The organism is Streptomyces sp. NPDC001157 (genome assembly GCF_053598255.1).
Window position 1 is genome coordinate 96,008 of the sequence record NZ_JBSFJW010000029.1, and the last position, 16,846, is coordinate 112,853.

The 16,846-nt window shown below is 70.0% G+C and carries 13 protein-coding genes; 2 read left to right on the top strand and 11 right to left on the bottom strand.

Annotated elements, in window-relative coordinates; all coding sequences use genetic code 11:
- Positions 1-13: 13 nt before the first annotated feature.
- From ACWDAG_RS35965 to ACWDAG_RS36000, 8 genes are all read right to left on the bottom strand, one after another.
- On the bottom strand, positions 14-1,717 hold the full coding sequence (locus ACWDAG_RS35965) for a proline--tRNA ligase (RefSeq protein WP_450699747.1): 1,704 nt from the start codon (positions 1,715-1,717) through the stop codon (positions 14-16).
- Positions 1,718-1,790: 73 nt separating this feature from the next.
- On the bottom strand, positions 1,791-2,357 hold the full coding sequence (locus ACWDAG_RS35970) for a GNAT family N-acetyltransferase (protein ID WP_450699748.1): 567 nt from the start codon (positions 2,355-2,357) through the stop codon (positions 1,791-1,793).
- Positions 2,358-2,447: 90 nt separating this feature from the next.
- The gene (locus tag ACWDAG_RS35975) at positions 2,448-3,296 is read right to left on the bottom strand and encodes a GNAT family N-acetyltransferase (RefSeq protein WP_450699749.1); all 849 of its coding nucleotides are present in this window, start codon (positions 3,294-3,296) and stop codon (positions 2,448-2,450) included.
- A gap of 201 nt (positions 3,297-3,497) precedes the next feature.
- The gene (gene ispG, locus ACWDAG_RS35980) at positions 3,498-4,655 is read right to left on the bottom strand and encodes a flavodoxin-dependent (E)-4-hydroxy-3-methylbut-2-enyl-diphosphate synthase (RefSeq protein WP_115905551.1); all 1,158 of its coding nucleotides are present in this window, start codon (positions 4,653-4,655) and stop codon (positions 3,498-3,500) included.
- 219 nt (positions 4,656-4,874) lie between these two features.
- The gene (locus ACWDAG_RS35985; protein WP_450699766.1) at positions 4,875-6,167 is read right to left on the bottom strand and encodes a M50 family metallopeptidase; all 1,293 of its coding nucleotides are present in this window, start codon (positions 6,165-6,167) and stop codon (positions 4,875-4,877) included.
- A gap of 8 nt (positions 6,168-6,175) precedes the next feature.
- Positions 6,176-7,441, bottom strand: coding sequence for a 1-deoxy-D-xylulose-5-phosphate reductoisomerase (dxr, locus tag ACWDAG_RS35990; RefSeq protein ID WP_450699750.1), 1,266 nt, complete (start codon positions 7,439-7,441; stop codon positions 6,176-6,178).
- Positions 7,442-7,616: 175 nt separating this feature from the next.
- On the bottom strand, positions 7,617-9,560 hold the full coding sequence (locus tag ACWDAG_RS35995) for an acyl-CoA dehydrogenase family protein (RefSeq protein ID WP_450699751.1): 1,944 nt from the start codon (positions 9,558-9,560) through the stop codon (positions 7,617-7,619).
- Between the two features lie 112 nt (positions 9,561-9,672).
- Positions 9,673-9,861, bottom strand: a complete 189-nt coding sequence (locus ACWDAG_RS36000) for a hypothetical protein (RefSeq protein ID WP_450699752.1) — start codon at positions 9,859-9,861, stop codon at positions 9,673-9,675.
- Positions 9,862-9,963: 102 nt separating this feature from the next.
- Between ACWDAG_RS36000 and ACWDAG_RS36005 the strand changes: the two genes are divergently transcribed.
- Together ACWDAG_RS36005 and ACWDAG_RS36010 are read left to right on the top strand one after the other, a co-directional pair.
- Positions 9,964-10,980: a LacI family DNA-binding transcriptional regulator gene (locus ACWDAG_RS36005; RefSeq protein ID WP_450699753.1), complete on the top strand. Its 1,017-nt coding sequence runs from the start codon at positions 9,964-9,966 to the stop codon at positions 10,978-10,980.
- A 56-nt stretch (positions 10,981-11,036) separates the two neighbouring features.
- The gene (locus tag ACWDAG_RS36010) at positions 11,037-13,094 is read left to right on the top strand and encodes a glycoside hydrolase family 31 protein (RefSeq protein ID WP_450699754.1); all 2,058 of its coding nucleotides are present in this window, start codon (positions 11,037-11,039) and stop codon (positions 13,092-13,094) included.
- Between the two features lie 111 nt (positions 13,095-13,205).
- On the opposite strand, the gene ACWDAG_RS36015 is transcribed toward ACWDAG_RS36010, so the two are convergent.
- The 3 genes from ACWDAG_RS36015 to ACWDAG_RS36025 are packed head-to-tail and all read right to left on the bottom strand — an operon-like array spanning position 13,206 to position 16,829.
- On the bottom strand, positions 13,206-13,835 hold the full coding sequence (locus ACWDAG_RS36015) for a chorismate mutase (RefSeq protein ID WP_450699755.1): 630 nt from the start codon (positions 13,833-13,835) through the stop codon (positions 13,206-13,208).
- Positions 13,836-13,881: 46 nt separating this feature from the next.
- The gene (locus ACWDAG_RS36020; RefSeq protein WP_450699756.1) at positions 13,882-14,595 is read right to left on the bottom strand and encodes a glycoside hydrolase family 12 protein; all 714 of its coding nucleotides are present in this window, start codon (positions 14,593-14,595) and stop codon (positions 13,882-13,884) included.
- 38 nt (positions 14,596-14,633) lie between these two features.
- Positions 14,634-16,829: a glycosyl hydrolase family 95 catalytic domain-containing protein gene (locus ACWDAG_RS36025; RefSeq protein WP_450699757.1), complete on the bottom strand. Its 2,196-nt coding sequence runs from the start codon at positions 16,827-16,829 to the stop codon at positions 14,634-14,636.
- Positions 16,830-16,846 lie beyond the last annotated feature (17 nt).

Consider the following 16,846-nt stretch of genomic DNA (forward strand, 5'->3'; position numbering starts at 1 on the left):
GCCCGTCTGTTTCCTAAGCGGTCAGGCGGGCGATCGCCTCGTCCACCGTCAGCTCCTCGCGCTCACCGCTCTTGCGGTCCTTGAGCTCCAGGACGCCCTCGCCGGAGCGGCGGCCCGCGACCAGGATCTTCGGTACGCCGATCAGCTCGGCGTCGGTGAACTTCACGCCCGGGGAGACGCCGGCCCGGTCGTCGACCAGGACGCGCAGACCGGCCGCCCGCAGCTTCTCGGAGACGTCGAGGGCCAGTTCGATCTGCAGGGCCTTGCCCGCGGCGACGACGTGCACATCGGCCGGGGCGACCTCGGCCGGCCAGCACAGGCCCTGCTCGTCGGCGGTCTGCTCGGCGAGGGCCGCGACCGCGCGGGAGACGCCGATGCCGTAGGAGCCCATGGTGACGCGGACCGGCTTGCCGTGCTGGCCGAGGACGTCGAGCTTCAGCGCGTCCGCGTACTTGCGGCCGAGCTGGAAGATGTGGCCGATCTCGATGGCGCGGTCCAGCTTGAGTCCGGTGCCGCACTTGGGGCACGGGTCGCCGTCCTGGACGACCACGACGTCGACGTACTGGTCGACCTCGAAGTCACGGCCCGCCACGACGTTCCTGGCGTGCGTGCCCGCCTTGTTGGCGCCGGTGATCCAGGCGGTGCCGGGTGCCACGCGCGGGTCGGCGATGTACTTGACCTTCTCGCCCCGGCCCTGCGGGCCGACGTAACCCCGGACCAGGTCCGGGCGGCCCGCGAAGTCCGCCTCGGTGACCATCTCGACGACCGCCGGAGCGAAGTGCGCCTCGACCTTGTCCATGTCGACCTCGCGGTCGCCGGGGACACCGACGGCGACGATCTCGCCGTCGACCTTCACGAGGAGGTTCTTCAGGGTGGCGGAGGCCGGGACCTCCAGGAAGGCGGCGAGGGTCTCGATGGTCGGGGTGTCGGGGGTCGGGATCTCCTCCAGCGCGGGCACGCCCTCGGCGTCCACCGGCTTGAGCTCGTAGATGATCGCCTCGGTGTTGGCCGCGAAGTCGCAGTTCGGGCAGTCCGCGAAGGTGTCCTCGCCGGCCTCGGCCGGGGCGAGGAACTCCTCCGACTTGGAGCCGCCCATCGCGCCCGCGGTGGCGGCGCAGATGCGGTAGTCGAGGCCGAGGCGCTCGAAGACGCGCTGGTAGGCCTGGCGGTGCAGGGCGTAGGACTGGGCCAGGCCCTCGTCCTCGGTGTCGAAGGAGTACGAGTCCTTCATCAGGAACTCGCGGCCGCGCAGGATGCCGGCCCGCGGACGGGCCTCGTCACGGTACTTGTGCTGGATCTGGTAGAGGATCACCGGCAGGTCCTTGTAGGAGGACGCCTGGTCCTTCACCAGCAGGGTGAAGATCTCCTCGTGGGTCGGGCCGAGGAGGTAGTCGCCGCCCTTGCGGTCCTGGAGGCGGAACAGCTCCGCGCCGTACTCGTCCCAGCGGCCCGTGGCGTCGTACGGCTCCCGCGGCAGCAGGGCGGGGAGCAGCACCTCCTGGGCGCCGATCGCGTCCATCTCCTCACGGACGATCCGCTCGACGTTGGCGAGGACCTTCTTGCCGAGGGGCAGCCACGACCAGATGCCGGCGGCGGTGCGACGCACGTAGCCGGCGCGGACGAGGAGCTTGTGGCTGAGGACCTCGGCGTCCGCCGGGTCGTCACGCAGCGTCTTCGCCATCAACTGGGACATGCGCTGGACCGGTGCGTTCGCCATGGTTCTCGTACTCCTGCCGGGAAACGGTGATGGCATGGAGGTTAGCCGGGCTTGCTGTGCCGGTGGAAATCCGTTAACGACGCCGAAGGGGGAGGGGGGCGCCCATCACGGCGTACGGCTTGGGGGCGCTCGGGAAGAGGACCTGCCGGGCCAGGTCCTGGTAGCCGAGGGAGTGGTAGAGGCCGCGGGCCGGGCTGTCGGTGTCGATCGCGGAGAGGATCGAGCGGGGTTCGGCGGCGCCGTCGGTGATGGTGGTGATCAGGGAGCGGCCGATGCCGCGGTTCTGGTGGCGCGGGTGGACGTGCAGCTCGGTGATCACGAAGGAGTCGTCGAGCCAGCCGTCGAGCCCCTGCGCGCGGAGGTACGGCTCGACGACGGTGGACCACCAGTGGGTGCGGTCGTTCGGCATGCCGTAGACGAAGCCGACGAGGCGGCCTTCGACGGTGGCACCGAGTGCGCGGGCTCCCGGGTATGTCATGTGCCGCAGAACGATCTGCCGCCGTACGGCGACCTCGTCGGCGCCGAGTCCGAAGGCCACGGCCTGCACGGCGAGCGCCTCGTCGACCCGGGCGGACAGATCGAGGGGGCCGATCACGACGTCTTCGGGATGGCGGTGTCCGTGACCGGGAAAGCGCAGCATGCCGGGGAGACTACAGGTCTCGTACGAGGCTCAGAACTGCACTGTGAACCGCGGCTGGAAGTCCGACCGGAAGCACGGCTGGAAGTGCGACTAGAAGAGAACGCTCATGAACGCGCCGACCTCCTGGAACCCCACCCGCTGGTACGCCCGTCGCGCCGGGGTGTTGAAGTCGTTGACGTAGAGGCTGACGATCGGGGCCACGTCCGCGAGCGCGTAGCGGAGGACCGCGGCCATGCCCGGGGCTGCGATGCCCCTTCCCCGGTACTCGGGGGCCACCCACACCCCCTGGATCTGGCAGGCCTGGCTGGTGGCCGCGCCGATCTCCGCCTTGAAGACGACCTTGCCGTGCTCGTCGAGGCGGGCGAACGAGCGGCCGGAGCCGACGAGTTCCGCGACCCGGGCCTGGTACAGCAGCCCGCCGTCCCCGGCGAGCGGCGAGACGCCGACCTCCTCGGTGAACATCGCCACGCAGGCCGGCATGATCGTCTCCATCTCGTCCTTGCGGATGCGGCGGACGAACGGATCCGGGGCGATGTCGGCGGGCATGCGGTCGGTGACCATGAGCGGCTGGTGGGCGCGGACCTCGCGGGCGGGACCCCAGCTGGGTTCGAGCAGGCGCCAGAGCTGGGTGGTGGCCTCGACGGGGCCGACTATCGACGAGCAGCGGCGGCCGGCCCTGCGGGCGCGGTCGGCGAAGGCCCGTACGGCGCGCGGGCCGGCGCAGATCGGGACGAGGTTGGCGCCCGCGTAGCAGAGGGAGGTCAGCATGCCCTCCTCGTAGAAGCCCCACATCTCGCCGCCGAGCCGCCACGGGTCGAGGCCCGCGACCTGGACCCGCGACGTCACGAAGGCGTTCGCTACCGGCTCGCGGTCGAGGACGGCGAGCGCGGCGTCCAGGTCGCTCGGTTCGAGCACCCGTGAGGTGGTCTGCGTCAACACGTGCGGGCCTCATCGTGCGGTTCTGCTGATCTCCGCACTGTACCTGCGGAAGCTGGGCGGTGCTGCCCCGGTTGGCCTAGCTGTCCGTTGTCAAGTGGCCCATGGCTGCTGTGCCGTCACTGGGGGCTGCCGCCCCCAGGCCCCCGCTTTCGGCCCGGACGGCCTCGTCCTCAGACGCCGGACGGGCTGGGATGCGCTCCCTCAGCCCGCCACCGAGACCGACGGCTCACCGGACGGGGTGCCGTCCGCCTCCATCTGTTCGGCCAGCTTCATGGCCTCCTCGATGAGGGTTTCCACGATCTTGGACTCGGGGACCGTCTTGATGACCTCGCCCTTGACGAAGATCTGGCCCTTGCCGTTGCCGGAGGCGACGCCGAGGTCGGCCTCGCGGGCCTCGCCGGGGCCGTTGACCACGCAGCCCATGACGGCGACGCGGAGGGGGACCTCCATGCCGGTCAGGCCCGCGGTGACCTCCTCGGCCAGCTTGTAGACGTCGACCTGGGCGCGGCCGCAGGACGGGCAGGAGACGATCTCCAGGCCGCGCTGCTTGAGGTTGAGGGACTCCAGGATCTGGTTGCCGACCTTGACCTCCTCCACGGGGGGCGCGGAGAGGGAGACGCGGATGGTGTCGCCGATGCCCTGCGAGAGCAGTGCGCCGAAGGCGACCGCCGACTTGATCGTGCCCTGGAAGGCGGGGCCGGCCTCCGTCACGCCGAGGTGCAGGGGGTAGTCGCACTGGGCGGCGAGCTGCTTGTACGCCTCGATCATCACGACCGGGTCGTTGTGCTTGACCGAGATCTTGATGTCCCGGAAGTCGTGCTCCTCGAAGAGGGACGCCTCCCAGAGGGCCGATTCGACCAGGGCCTCGGGGGTCGCCTTGCCGTACTTCTGGAGCAGGCGCCGGTCGAGGGAGCCGGCGTTCACGCCGATGCGGATCGGGGTGCCGTGGTCCTTGGCGGCCCGCGCGATCTCCTTGACCTTGTCGTCGAACTGCTTGATGTTGCCCGGGTTGACGCGGACGGCAGCGCAGCCCGCCTCGATGGCCGCGAACACGTACTTCGGCTGGAAGTGGATGTCGGCGATGACCGGGATCTGCGACTTCTTCGCGATAGTGGCGAGCGCGTCCGCGTCGTCCTGGGTGGGGCAGGCGACGCGCACGATCTGGCAGCCGGAGGCGGTGAGCTCGGCGATCTGCTGGAGGGTGGCGCCGATGTCGGACGTACGGGTCGTGGTCATCGACTGCACGGACACGGGCGCGTCGCCGCCGACCGCCACGGAGCCGACCTGGATCTGCCTGCTCTGCCGACGCTCGGCAACCCTGGTCGGAACGGACGGCATGCCGAGAGAAATCGCAGTCATCTGCTGTGCAACCCCAAGTCGTGGATCAAGGTCCGGTCCCGGATCATCGGGCTCCAGGCTTCGCTTCGAGATTACGGCACCGGCGCGGGCCCCAGCACGCCCCCACCTCGAACACACCCGGCGGGGGGACGCCCTCGCCCGTAAACCCACTCATGGGAAGGCGGCCCGGCACAAAGCGTGCCGGGCCGCCACAAACTCCGCGTGACCAGTTGATTTCCGCTAGGTGATTTTCACGGGGTTCACCACGTCAGCGATCAGCACCAGCAGGGTGAAGCAGACGAAGACGCCCGCCACCACGTACGCCACCGGCATCAGCTTCGCCACGTCGAACGGGCCCGGGTCCGGCCGGCGCAGCACCCTGGCCAGCTTGCGGCGCAGGGACTCCCACAGGGCGCCCGCGATGTGCCCGCCGTCGAGCGGGAGCAGCGGGAGCATGTTGAAGAGGAACAGGGAGAGGTTGAAGCCGGCGATCAGCATCAGGGCCGTGGCCAGCTGCTGGGTCGGCGGGATATCCATGGTGAAGATCTCACCGCCGACGCGGGCCGCGCCGACCACGCCCATCGGGGAGTCGGGCTGGCGGGGGGCGCCGTCGAAGGCCGCGTTCCACAGGGCCGGGATCTTGCCGGGCAGGTCCGCGATGGAGTCGACGGCCTCGCCGATGCGGTCGCCCATCCAGGACACCGACTCGCCGAAGTCCTGGCGGACGACGCCGTTGGCGGCGCTGAAGCCGAGGAAGCCGGCGGTGACGTACTTGCCCGGGACGACGTGGCCGGTGGAGTCCTTCTTCGCGACCTGGTTGGTGGCGATCTTCGCGTGCAGGGTCGTCTCCTGGCCCTTGCGGTCGACGACGATCGCCACGTCCTTGCCGGGGGTGGCGCGGATGAGGTCGGAGAGCTTGTTCCAGTCGTCCGTGCGCACCCCGTCGAAGGACACGATCTTGTCACCGGCCTTGAGGCCCGCGGCCGCGGCCGGGGAGGCGGCGTCGGACTTCGCACACTTGTCGCGGTTCTCGCTCTGGGCGATGACGCACTGCGAGACGGAGCTGACGGTGGTGGTCTGCTGGGTGATGCCGAAGCCCATCAGGACCGTGAGGAACAGCGCCACGGCCAGGATCAGGTTCATGAAGGGGCCCGCGAACATCACGATGACCCGCTTCCAGGGGGCGCGGGTGTAGAAGAGGCGGTTCTCGTCGCCGGGCCGCAGCTCCTCGAAGGCCGCCGAGCGGGCGTCCTCGATCATGCTGCGCCAGGGCGAGGTGGAGCGCGCGGTGATCCGGCCGTCGTCGCCGGGCGGGAACATGCCGATCATGCGGATGTAGCCGCCGAGCGGGACGGCCTTGAAGCCGTACTCCGTCTCGCCCTTCTTCCGCGACCAGAGGGTAGGGCCGAAGCCCACCATGTACTGCGGCACGCGGATGCCGAAGAGCTTGGCGGTGGACAGATGCCCCAGCTCGTGCCACGCGATCGAGACCAGCAGACCGACCACGAAGATCACTATGCCGAGGATCATCATCAGGGATGTCATGCACGCGCCTCCGCGGCAGAAGTCGTCTGCGCCGTCAGTTCCCGGGCCCGGGCCCGTGCCCAGGTCTCCGCTTCGAGGACGTCCGGCACGGTGAGGGAAGTTCCCGTGCGCGGGGTGCCGTGCTCCTCGACGACCCTCGTCACGGTCTCCATGATCCCGTTGAACGGCAGCGCGCCACTGCGGAACGCCTCCACGCACTCCTCGTTGGCCGCATTGAACACCGCCGGGGCGGTGCCCGCGAGCTCACCCACGTGCCGGGCGAGGTTCACCGAGGGGAACGCTTCGTTGTCGAGCGGGAAGAACTCCCACGTCGACGCCGTGCTCCAGTCGAAGGCCGGTGCCGCGTCGGGGACGCGCTCGGGCCAGCCGAGGCCGATGGCGATGGGCCCGCGCATGTCGGGGGGCGTCGCCTGGGCGATCGTCGATCCGTCCGTGAACTCAATCATCGAGTGGACATACGACTGGGGATGCACGACGACCTCAATGCGGTCGAAGGGAATGTCGTACAGCAAGTGTGCCTCGATCACCTCGAGGCCCTTGTTGACGAGGGTCGCGGAGTTGATCGTGATCACCGGGCCCATGGCCCAGGTGGGGTGGGCGAGGGCGTCCTGGACGGTGACGTTCGCCAGCTCGGCCTTGGTACGGCCGCGGAAGGGGCCGCCGGAGGCGGTCACGACCAGCTTCCGTACGTCGGCCCGTGTGCCCGCCGCCAGCGCCTGGAAGAGGGCCGCGTGCTCGGAGTCGACCGGAATGATCTGCCCGGGCTTGGCGAGCGCCTTGACCAGCGGGCCGCCGACGATGAGCGACTCCTTGTTGGCGAGCGCGAGGGTGCGGCCCGCCTCCAGGGCGGCGAGGGTCGGGGCCAGGCCGATGGAGCCGGTGATGCCGTTGAGCACGGTGTGGCAGTCGGAGCCGGCGAGCTGCGTGGCCGCCTCGGGCCCGGCGAGGATCTCCGGGAGCGGCTCCCCCGTGCCGTACTGCGCGGTGAGCGCCTCGCGCAGTGCCTCTGCGGCGCCCTCGCGGGCGACCGCGACGGTCCGCACCCGCAGCTGGTGCGCCTGCTCGGCGAGGAGGGCGATCCGGCCGCCGTTGGCGGAGAGTCCGGTGACCCGGAAGCGGTCGGGGTTGCGCAGCACGAGGTCGATGGCCTGGGTGCCGATCGACCCGGTGGAGCCGAGGATCACCACGTCCTTCGGGCCGGTTCCCGCCACGGGGTCGTAGACGAGATGTGGGTCGGCGAGGGGGGCTGGACTGTCGCTCATCCCCCCATTGTTGCCGAGCCGGAGCGCCGGGTGGACAGGGCGTCGCTCGGGCGGGTGGCTTGTCGCGCTCTGCGGAGGTTGAAGGGGGATCCCCCCTTGTGAAACCGGCGTGAAGATCACGCGTCGGGGGGATCCCTTCGGGAGGTGCCGGGAGGTGCACAGAGCCCCGGGGTGATCAGCGGATGGGGCGGTGCAGGTTCTCCTTCGCCGAGGCTCCGGGGTCCGCCGCGGCGATCCACGGTCCCTCGCCGGACGGGTCGACGATGCCTTCCTCCAGCCACTCGTACGTGCCCGACATGATGCCCTTGACCAGCTTGCGGTCGAGGTCGTCGGTGTTGGTCCACAGGCGGCCGAAGAGTTCCTCGACGCGGATGCGGGACTGGCGGCAGAAGACGTCGGCGAGCTGGTAGGCCTCGCGGCCGTGGTCACCCTGGCTGCGCAGGAGTTCGGCCCGTACGCAGGCCGCGCTCATCGCGAACAGTTCGGCGCCGATGTCGACGATACGGCCGAGGAAGCCCTGCTTGGTCTCCATCTTTCCCTGCCAGCGGGACATGGCGTAGAAGGTGGAGCGGGCCAGCTTGCGGGCGTGCCGTTCGACGTAGCGCAGGTGCGGGGAGAGGTCCACGCCGTGCTTGAACTGGCCGTAGGAGACAGGGAGTTGACCCGGTCCCGCGACCAGTTTCGGGAGCCACTTGGCGTAGAAGACACCGGCGTTGGCGCCCGCCTTCGCCTTGTCCTGGAGGGACTTCTCGGGGTCGATCAGGTCGCCGGCCACGGACAGGTGGGCGTCGACGGCCTCGCGCGCGATCAGCAGGTGCATGATCTCGGTCGAGCCCTCGAAGATGCGGTTGATGCGCAGGTCGCGCAGGACCTGTTCGGCCGGGACCGCCTTCTCGCCGCGGGCGGCGAGGGACGCGGCCGTCTCGAAGCCGCGGCCGCCGCGGATCTGCACGAGTTCGTCGGCGATGAGCCAGGCCATCTCCGAGGAGAAGAGCTTGGCCAGGGCGCCCTCGATGCGGATGTCGTTGCGGTCCTCGTCCGCCATCTGCGAGGACAGGTCGAGTACGGCCTCCAGGGCGAAGGTGGTCGCCGCGATGAAGGAGATCTTCGAGCCCACGGCCTCGTGGTGGGCGATCGGCTTGCCCCACTGCTCACGGGCCGCCGACCACTCGCGGGCGATCTTCAGGCACCACTTGCCGGCGGCGACGCAGGAGGCGGGCAGCGAGAGCCGCCCGGTGTTGAGGGTGGTCAGCGCGATCTTCAGGCCGGCGCCCTCCGGGCCGATCCGGTTGGCCGCCGGGACGCGGACCTGGTGGAAGCGGGTGACGCCGTTCTCGATGCCGCGCAGGCCCATGAAGGCGTTGCGGTTCTCGACGGTGATGCCGGGCGAGTTGGTCTCCACGACGAAGGCGGTGATGCCGCCCTTGTGGCCCTCGGACTTCGGCACGCGCGCCATGACGACGAGGAGGTCGGCGACCACGCCGTTGGTGGTCCACAGCTTCACGCCGTCGAGGACGTAGTCGTCCCCGTCCGGCACCGCGCTGGTCGCCAGGCGGGCCGGGTCGGAGCCGACGTCCGGCTCGGTGAGCAGGAAGGCGCTGATGTCGGTGCGGGCGCAGCGGGGCAGGAACTGCTCCTTCTGCTCGGCCGTGCCGAACAGCTTCAGCGGCTGCGGTACGCCGATCGACTGATGCGCCGACAGCAGCACGCCGATCGCCGGGGAGGCCGAGCCCGCCAGCGCCAGTGCCTTGTTGTAGTACACCTGGGTGAGGCCGAGGCCGCCGTACTTGGTGTCGATCTTCATGCCGAGGGCGCCGAGTTCCTTGAGGCCGTTGATCACCTCGTCGGGGATCCGGGCCTCGCGTTCGATCAGCGCGCCGTCGACCTTCGTCTCGCAGAAGTCGCGGAGCTTGGTGAGGAACTGCTCGCCGCGCTGGGCTTCCTCGGCGGACGGGGTGGGGTGCGGGTGGATGAGGTCGAGGCGGAAGCGGCCGAGGAAGAGTTCCTTGGCGAAGCTCGGCTTGCGCCAGTCCTGTTCACGGGCCGCCTCCGCCACCTGGCGGGCCTCGCGTTCGGTGACGGTGGGGCGTCGGGAAGAGGGTGCGGGTGCTGCGGACATGAGGGCCACCTCGCCGCGAATCGGGATCTTGGTCCAGTTATGGTTACCGACGGGTGCTACCCGATCGTATGTACCCGATTCAGGGCGAGGTCACCACCCTTTGTGCAGCCGTTCAGCCGATGTCGACGGACCACGGGTCGGTGTCCAGGCGGTCCGCGCCCTTGAAGAAGGGGGCCCTTCGGGGGGACCGTTCGGGTACGACCTCGCCGTTGCCGCCGACGGCCGGGCAGGTACCGCACCCCCGTGGAACGCCCCAGCGGAAAAGAAAGCGGAAGAGAAAGCAGTCGAAGCGCTTCGACAACCTATGGACACCCACCCTCACTGGGGCTAGTGTCGAACCACCTTCACCCGCTTCTGTTCGCACTGCGCACTATCGAAGCGCTTCACACGCTTGGAGAGCTGGATGGTCACCCTTGCCGAGGTCGCCCAGCACGCCGGAGTCTCGGCGAGCACGGTGAGCTATGTCCTCAGCGGCAAGCGGTCCATCTCCACGACAACCCGGCAGCGGGTCGAGCAGTCCATCCGCGAGCTCGGCTACCACCCGAACGCGGGCGCGCGGGCCCTGGCCAGCAGTAGGTCGAACATCATCGCGCTGATGGTCCCGCTGCGCACCGACATGTACGTGCCGGTGATGATGGAGATCGCCATCGCGGTCGCCACCACGGCCCGGACGCACGGATACGACGTCCTGCTGCTGACCGGCGAGGAAGGCCCCGACGCGGTGCGCCGGGTCACCGGCAGCGGGCTCGCCGACGCGATGATCCTGATGGACGTCGAACTCGACGACGAGCGGCTGCCGTTGCTGCGCGGCACCGACCAGCCGTCGGTGCTCATCGGCCTCCCCGCCGACACCTCCGGACTGACCTGCGTCGACCTCGACTTCAAGGCGACCGGCGCGCTGTGCGTGGAGCACCTCGCGATGCTCGGCCACCGCGAGATCGCCGTCATAGGAGAGGCCCCCGCCGTCTACGAGCGGCACACGGGCTTCGCCGAGCGCACCCTCGACGGACTGCGGTCGCGCTCCCAGGAGTTGGGGGTACGGCTGCTGCACCGGCCGTGCGAGGGCGGGTACGACGCCATGGCCGTCACCCTCGCCCGCATCCTCGACGAGCGGCCGGGCACCACCGGTTTCGTCGTGCAGAACGAGTCGGCGGTCGAGCCGCTGCTCGCCCTGCTGCGCCAGCAGGGCCGTGCCGTTCCCGAGGACGTGTCGGTGGTCGCGGTCTGCCCGGACCAGGTCGCCGTGCAGGCCTCGGTGCGTCTGACGTCCGTCGCCATCCCCGCGCAGGAGATGGGCCGGCACGCCGTGGAGCGTCTGGTCGCCAAGCTCGACGGCGTGGGCAAGGACGAAGTAGTGCTGATCGCCCCGGAGTTGACGGTGCGGGCGAGCACGGGCCCGGCACCCTCCGGTACTTCCTGATCCCGCTCTTCCGTGCCCTCTGTGGGCACCCCTATGTCCTTTCGGGAGCACCCTTCGTGAACCAGTCTGCCGAAAACCAGCCGCAGGCCGGGGCCCAGCCCCAGGTCAGCCTCGCTCAGTCGTCACCCACCGTCGGCACCTTCCGGGAGCGGGACGGCGCGCTGGAGTGGAGCGGCCGCCAGGAGACGCTCCGTATCGAACCGTGGGGCCCGGACGCGGTCCGGGTGCGGGCCAGGCTCGGCGGCCCCGTCCTCGAAGGCCTGCCGGGTGCCCTGCTCGACGAGGCGCCGGCCACCGAGAGCAGCGTCAAGATCGGTGACGGGGAAGGGCAGTTGACCGTCGGCGCCCTCACCGTGGAGGTGAGCGCCGAGGGCCTGATCCGCTTCCTGCGCACCGACGACGGCCAGGAGGTGCTGGCCGAGGAACGCGCCCACTTCTGGTGGCCCGGCTCCCGCCTCTACACGGCCGTCGGCAACGGCCACCACCGCCTGGAGCAGCGGTTCGCCGCCTACGACGACGAGAAGCTGTACGGCCTCGGCCAGCACCAGCACGGCCGACTCGACCAGAAGGGCCTGGTCCTCGACCTGGTCCAGCGCAACGCCGAGGTCGGCATCCCGGTGCTCTCCTCCAGCCGCGGCTACACCCTGCTGTGGAACAACCCGGCGATCGGCCGCGTCGAACTGGCGCACAACGGCACCCGCTGGGTGGCCGACTCGGCCCGCCAGATCGACTACTGGATCACCGCGGGCACCCCGGCCGACGGCCAGCGCCGCTACAGCGCGGTCACCGGCCGTACCCCGATGCTGCCGGAGTGGGCGGCCGGCTTCTGGCAGTGCAAGCTGCGCTACCGCACTCAGGACGAACTCCTGGCGGTGGCAAGGGAGTACAGGCGTCGGGGGCTGCCCATCTCGGCCATCGTGTGCGACTTCTTCCACTGGACGCACCTGGGCGAGTGGAAGTTCGACCCGGCCGAGTGGCCCGACCCGGCGGCGATGGTCCGTGAACTGGACGAGCTGGGCATCAAACTGGTGGTGAGCGTGTGGCCGTCGGTGTCGCCGCTGAGCGAGAACCACCCCGTGATGGAGCAGCGCGGCTACTTCATCGGCACCCAGTACGGCCCGATGGCGCACGCGGACTGGCCCGACAAGGAGGTCGCCTCCACCGTTCAGGTCGCCTTCTACGACGCCACGAACCCCGAGGCCCGTGAGTTCGTGTGGTCGCGCGTGAAGGAGAACTACCTGGAGCCGTACGGCATCACGGCCTTCTGGCTGGACGCCTGCGAGCCCGAGCTCAAGCCGGGCTTCCAGGAGAACCTGCGCTACTGGGCGGGCCCCGGCCTGGAGGTCGGCAACAGCTACCCCGCCGAGAACTCCCGCACCTTCTACGAGGGCCTGCGCGCCGAGGGCGAGGAGGTCATCACCCTCAACCGCTCGGCCTGGGCGGGCAGTCAGCGCTACGGCGCCGCCCTGTGGTCCGGCGACATCGGCACCGACTTCCCGACCCTGCGCCGCCAGATCGCGGCCGGCCTCAACACGGCACTCTCCGGCATCCCCTGGTGGAACACCGACATCGGCGGCTTCCACGGCGGCGACCCGGACGACCCGGCGTACCGCGAGGTCATGGTGCGGTGGTTCCAGTTCGGGGCCCTGTCTCCCCTGATGCGGCTGCACGGGTTCCGTGACCCCGGCATGCCGCTGGGTCCGGAGATGACCGGCGGCCCGAACGAGGTGTGGTCCTACGGCGAGGAGGCCGGGGCGATCCTGGAGCGGTATCTGCGGCTGCGGGAGCGGCTGAAGCCGTACGTTCTGGACGCCATGCGGGAGGCGCACGAGGAGGGGCTGCCGGTGATGCGGCCGCTGTTCCTGGAGTTCCCGGAGGATCAGGGGGCGTGGGCCGTCGACGATGCGTATCTCTTCGGGCGGGATCTGCTGGTTGCGCCGGTACTCACCGCCGGTGCGACGGCGCGGACGACGTATCTTCCGGCTGGGGCCTCGTGGACGGATGCGTGGACCGGGGAGACGTACGAGGGTGGTACGACCGTGACGGTCAATGCGCCGTTGGAACGGATTCCGCTGTTCTTGCGGGACGGGGCGCAGTTGCCTATTGCTTCGTAGGAATTGCCGCTTTAGGACCGTGGTCGACTGCTGCTTCGTCGTGGCTCGTCGCGCAGTTCCCCGCGCCCCTGAAGGGGCGCGGTGGAACCGCACGGGAAATCGCCCCGCGTGCTAATCCCTGCAGACTGACGCCAGGGAGCGGACCAGGGCCTTCGTGTGGAGCAGGTCCGGGTGCTTCTCGTGGTGGACCTCGATCACGGCAAAGACGAGTTCGGGGCGGCAGGTCCGGGCCGTGCGCTCCGGTGTGGTGTCCGCGACCGCCTGGACCAGGTCCGTGTTGATGCGGTTGATGGTCTGGCGGACCACGTTCAGGTCGGGCTTGGTGGTCGGGGCCTCGTCGGGGTGGTCGGTCCAGCGCTGGAAGAGGGCCCGCTGGACGAGCTTGTTCGCCTCGATCTGGTCGCGGAAGATGCGGCGGACCTCGTCGGGGTCGGCGCCGATCTGCTTCGCCTGTGCGGCGACGTTGTCGAGGACGACTTGCTCGCGGGCCGGGTCGTCGATGGGGCTGTCAGTGCCCCACTTCGCGGCAGCTACCAGGTCGGCGGTGGCGAGCCGCTCGGCGGCGAGTTCGGCGACGGGGTGCAGGGCCTCCGGGTCGAAGGCGAAGGACCTGGTCGGTATGTCGCCCGCTCCGGGGGCCGGGGAACCGGGAGCCGCGGCCGCGGTCGTCGCGGTGAGGGCGACGGCCGCGGTCGCGGTGACCGTGGTCAGGAGGCTGCGCAGGGGGGTGGTGGTTCGCATACGCACATTCAACCCGACGCACACATCCTCCTGATCAAAGAAGAGGTCAACTGCTGCTTACGGTCAGGTTGTTCGTGTTGAAGTTCAGGCCGCCGGACGAGCTCGTGATCTCGTAGCCGAACTGGACGTCGCCGATGGTCACATTGCCCATCCAGCCCCTGGAGTCCCTGATCCACTTCAGGATCGGCAGGATGTCGACGGTGCCGGAGGACGAGTTCGAGGTGCGCAGGAAGGAGAACACCTCGTTGGAGCCGTTGTTGCCCTTGTAGACGTCCCAGTTGTGGCCGCCCAGCGACACGTTGGCCTGCCGGCTGCCGATGGCGCCGACCGGTCCGGTCCTGTTGACCCAGAGCATGATCTCGTAGTGGTGGGCGGTGTCCCAGATGTCATACGACGTGTTGTAGGCGCCGGACGACGGGACGGTGACGTTGTAGTTGCTGGTGAGCGACCCGAGCGAGCTGATCGCCTTGTTGATCGCCTTCGTGGAGTTGGCGTAGGACTTGATGCCGCCGGTGTTGGGGTGGTCGGCCCAGACACCCCAGCTGGTGCCGGAGTTGGCCCAGATGCACTGGCTGCCGGCGCCGGAGCCCCAGATGTTGTTGTAGAGCGTGTAGCCGTTCAGGTTCGTGCTGCCGTACCGGTCGCAGGTGTTCCAGACCGCGGCGGAGGCGGGGGCGGACGCGAGGCCGACGGTGGCGCCGATGGCCATCGCCGGGGCCAGTACGGCCATGGTGACCTTGCGCAGAGTGCTCTTTGCCATGGTGTCCCTTCCATGGGTGGGGGGAATTGCGGAGGTGATCACCACGCCCCCGGAGCGAGGACGTGGTCTTCTCCGGCGACGAGATCGAGCGGTCGCGTGCCGGAGGAAGTCCTGAGCTCGACGCGGTGCGTACGGGTGGGGCGCAGCACCGCAGTCGCTTCCTGCGGGTTCCAGGTGAGGTCGAGTTCCGCCCCGAACCGGGTGCGGACGCCGAGGAGTCGACCCTTCGGGTACGCCTTCGGGAGCGCGGGCAGCAGGACCAGGCGGTCCGGGGTCGACTGCACGAGCATCTCGATCAGCACGGCGGGCAGGGTGTGGGCGGCGTCGGCGTTGTAGACGTGGCGGTCCGGGTAGTGCGCGCTCATCAGGGAGTTGTGGAAGAAGTCGCCCTTGAGGACCTGTCCGAGGGCGTGCGCGACGCGTTCGCCGTCGCGCAGCCGGGCGGCGACCAGGGCGTGGTGCAGATGACCGTGCGCGGAGTCGTTCTCGGCGCCGCGCAGTTCGAGGGCGCGGTGGGCGGCGGCCGCGAGATCGGGGGTGTCGTACGGGTTGATCTCGTCGAGCGGCCAGACGCCGTACAGGTGGCTGAGGTGGCGGTGGTCGTAGGTGTCGTCGAGGCCGGGCCAGGCCCATTCGGCGAGGGCGCCGTCGGCGTTGATCCGGTGGGGTGGCAGCCGGTCGGCGAGGGCACGCCAGCGGTCGGCCTCGGGGGTGCCGGGGTGGTACTCGGCTGCCGTCAGCAGGGCGTGCCGGGCGGCCGAGAGGTCCATGGCCGCGTTGATCGCGCCCCAGCTCGCGTTCGCCGGGCGGTTCTCCGGCGAGTAGGACGGGACGACGACCAGATGGCCGTCCTTGTCGGTCCGGGTGAGGAAGTCCTCGTAGAACAGGGCGACTTGGGCGAGTGCGTGGGCTGTATGGGGATCCTTGGAGCCGCCCGTCTCGTCGTGGTCGACCAGCGGTTTGAGCAGCCAGTCGGCGCCCGCGGTCCACAGGTGGAGGGGGTATTCGCGGTTGAAGTGGTACGCCAGCCCGGACTCGCCGTCGGTGTGGGCGGGGGCGACGACGCCGCGCGCGCCGAAGACCGCGCGGGCGTTCTCGGCCCAGTCGGCAAGCTGACGCCGGATCAGAGAGGCATGGGCTGCCGTGACCTCGGGGAGCGCGGCGGCCGCTGCGGAGGCGGTCTGGAGGTTGAGGTTGGCGTCATTGGTGAACGCCCCCGACCACGCGGTGTCCCAGTCGCCGGTCCACAGGCCGACCAGGCGGGGCGGGAGCAGGCCGCTCGCGGAGAGCAGGTGGTAGCGCCCGGCGGCGAAGAGGCGCTCCAGGAGGGCCGGGCTGTCGGGATGCGTGAGCAGCTCCGAGCCGGGCAGGGCGCGCTCTGCGGGATCCGCGTCCAGGTCAAGGGTGACGCGCTCGTAGGCGGTGCGGTGCACGGCCGTGTGGCGTTCCAGGAGGAGGGTGTACGGGTCCTCGTCGGCTTGCAGCAGTTCGCGGAGGGCGCGGGCGTGGGGTGTCGTGTCCAGCTCGCCGGTGTGCCGCAGCACCCTGGTCAGCAGCAGGACCGACTCGGCGTCCGTGACATGTGCGCCGGGGGGCGTGAGCGTCGTACGGCCGCCCATGGGCACGACGAGCGTCACTCCGGTGTACGCGGTGTCGCTGCCGGGGTAGCGAACGCGCAGGGTGAGCAGGGCGCCGTCGGGGGTGCGGACGGCGCCGTCGCCGACGGCGAGGCCCGCGGGGGCTCCCGGGAGCCTGTGGTCCAGGGAGATGTCGAGGTCGGCGGCCGTGACGTGCTGGACGATCACGTCGTCGGCGCGGGACACGAAGACCCGGCTGCTCCAGCCCTCACAGACGGCCTCCACCACGCCGGTGGTGAAGTCGACGGAGCGGCGGTAGCGGCGCGGTTCCTCGCCGGTCGGTCTGCGCAGCCGTACTTGGAAGGCGGGGTGGAAGGGCTGGACCCACTGCAGGTCGCGTCCGTCGGTGAAGGTCTCGGCGGCGTGCAGTTCGCCCGCGAGCAACTGGTCCTGGAGGAGCGGCAGTCGGTCGGCGAGGCGGGGCGGGCGGGCGCTCTCACCGCCGTTGGGGCGGACGAGGGTGTGATGCGTGACGACGACCCGTTCCTCGTTCGGATCACCGAACACAAGTGCGCCATGGTGGCCGTTGCCGCTCAGGAAGCCGTCCTCCCACCGGGTGGCGGGGAGGGGTTCCCAGGTTCCGTGGACAATGTTCATGGGCGAGATCATCGACG

Coding starts and splice junctions, on each gene's coding strand:
- ispG (WP_115905551.1), bottom strand. CDS start 4,655: ATGACTGCGATTTCTCTCGGCATGCCGTCCGTTCCGACCAGGGTTGCC.
- ACWDAG_RS35995 (WP_450699751.1), bottom strand. CDS start 9,560: ATGTCCGCAGCACCCGCACCCTCTTCCCGACGCCCCACCGTCACCGAA.
- ACWDAG_RS35985 (WP_450699766.1), bottom strand. CDS start 6,167: ATGATGATCCTCGGCATAGTGATCTTCGTGGTCGGTCTGCTGGTCTCG.
- ACWDAG_RS35970 (WP_450699748.1), bottom strand. CDS start 2,357: ATGCTGCGCTTTCCCGGTCACGGACACCGCCATCCCGAAGACGTCGTG.
- ACWDAG_RS36005 (WP_450699753.1), top strand. CDS start 9,964: ATGGTCACCCTTGCCGAGGTCGCCCAGCACGCCGGAGTCTCGGCGAGC.
- ACWDAG_RS36020 (WP_450699756.1), bottom strand. CDS start 14,595: ATGGCAAAGAGCACTCTGCGCAAGGTCACCATGGCCGTACTGGCCCCG.
- dxr (WP_450699750.1), bottom strand. CDS start 7,441: ATGAGCGACAGTCCAGCCCCCCTCGCCGACCCACATCTCGTCTACGAC.
- ACWDAG_RS35965 (WP_450699747.1), bottom strand. CDS start 1,717: ATGGCGAACGCACCGGTCCAGCGCATGTCCCAGTTGATGGCGAAGACG.
- ACWDAG_RS36025 (WP_450699757.1), bottom strand. CDS start 16,829: ATGAACATTGTCCACGGAACCTGGGAACCCCTCCCCGCCACCCGGTGG.
- ACWDAG_RS36015 (WP_450699755.1), bottom strand. CDS start 13,835: ATGCGAACCACCACCCCCCTGCGCAGCCTCCTGACCACGGTCACCGCG.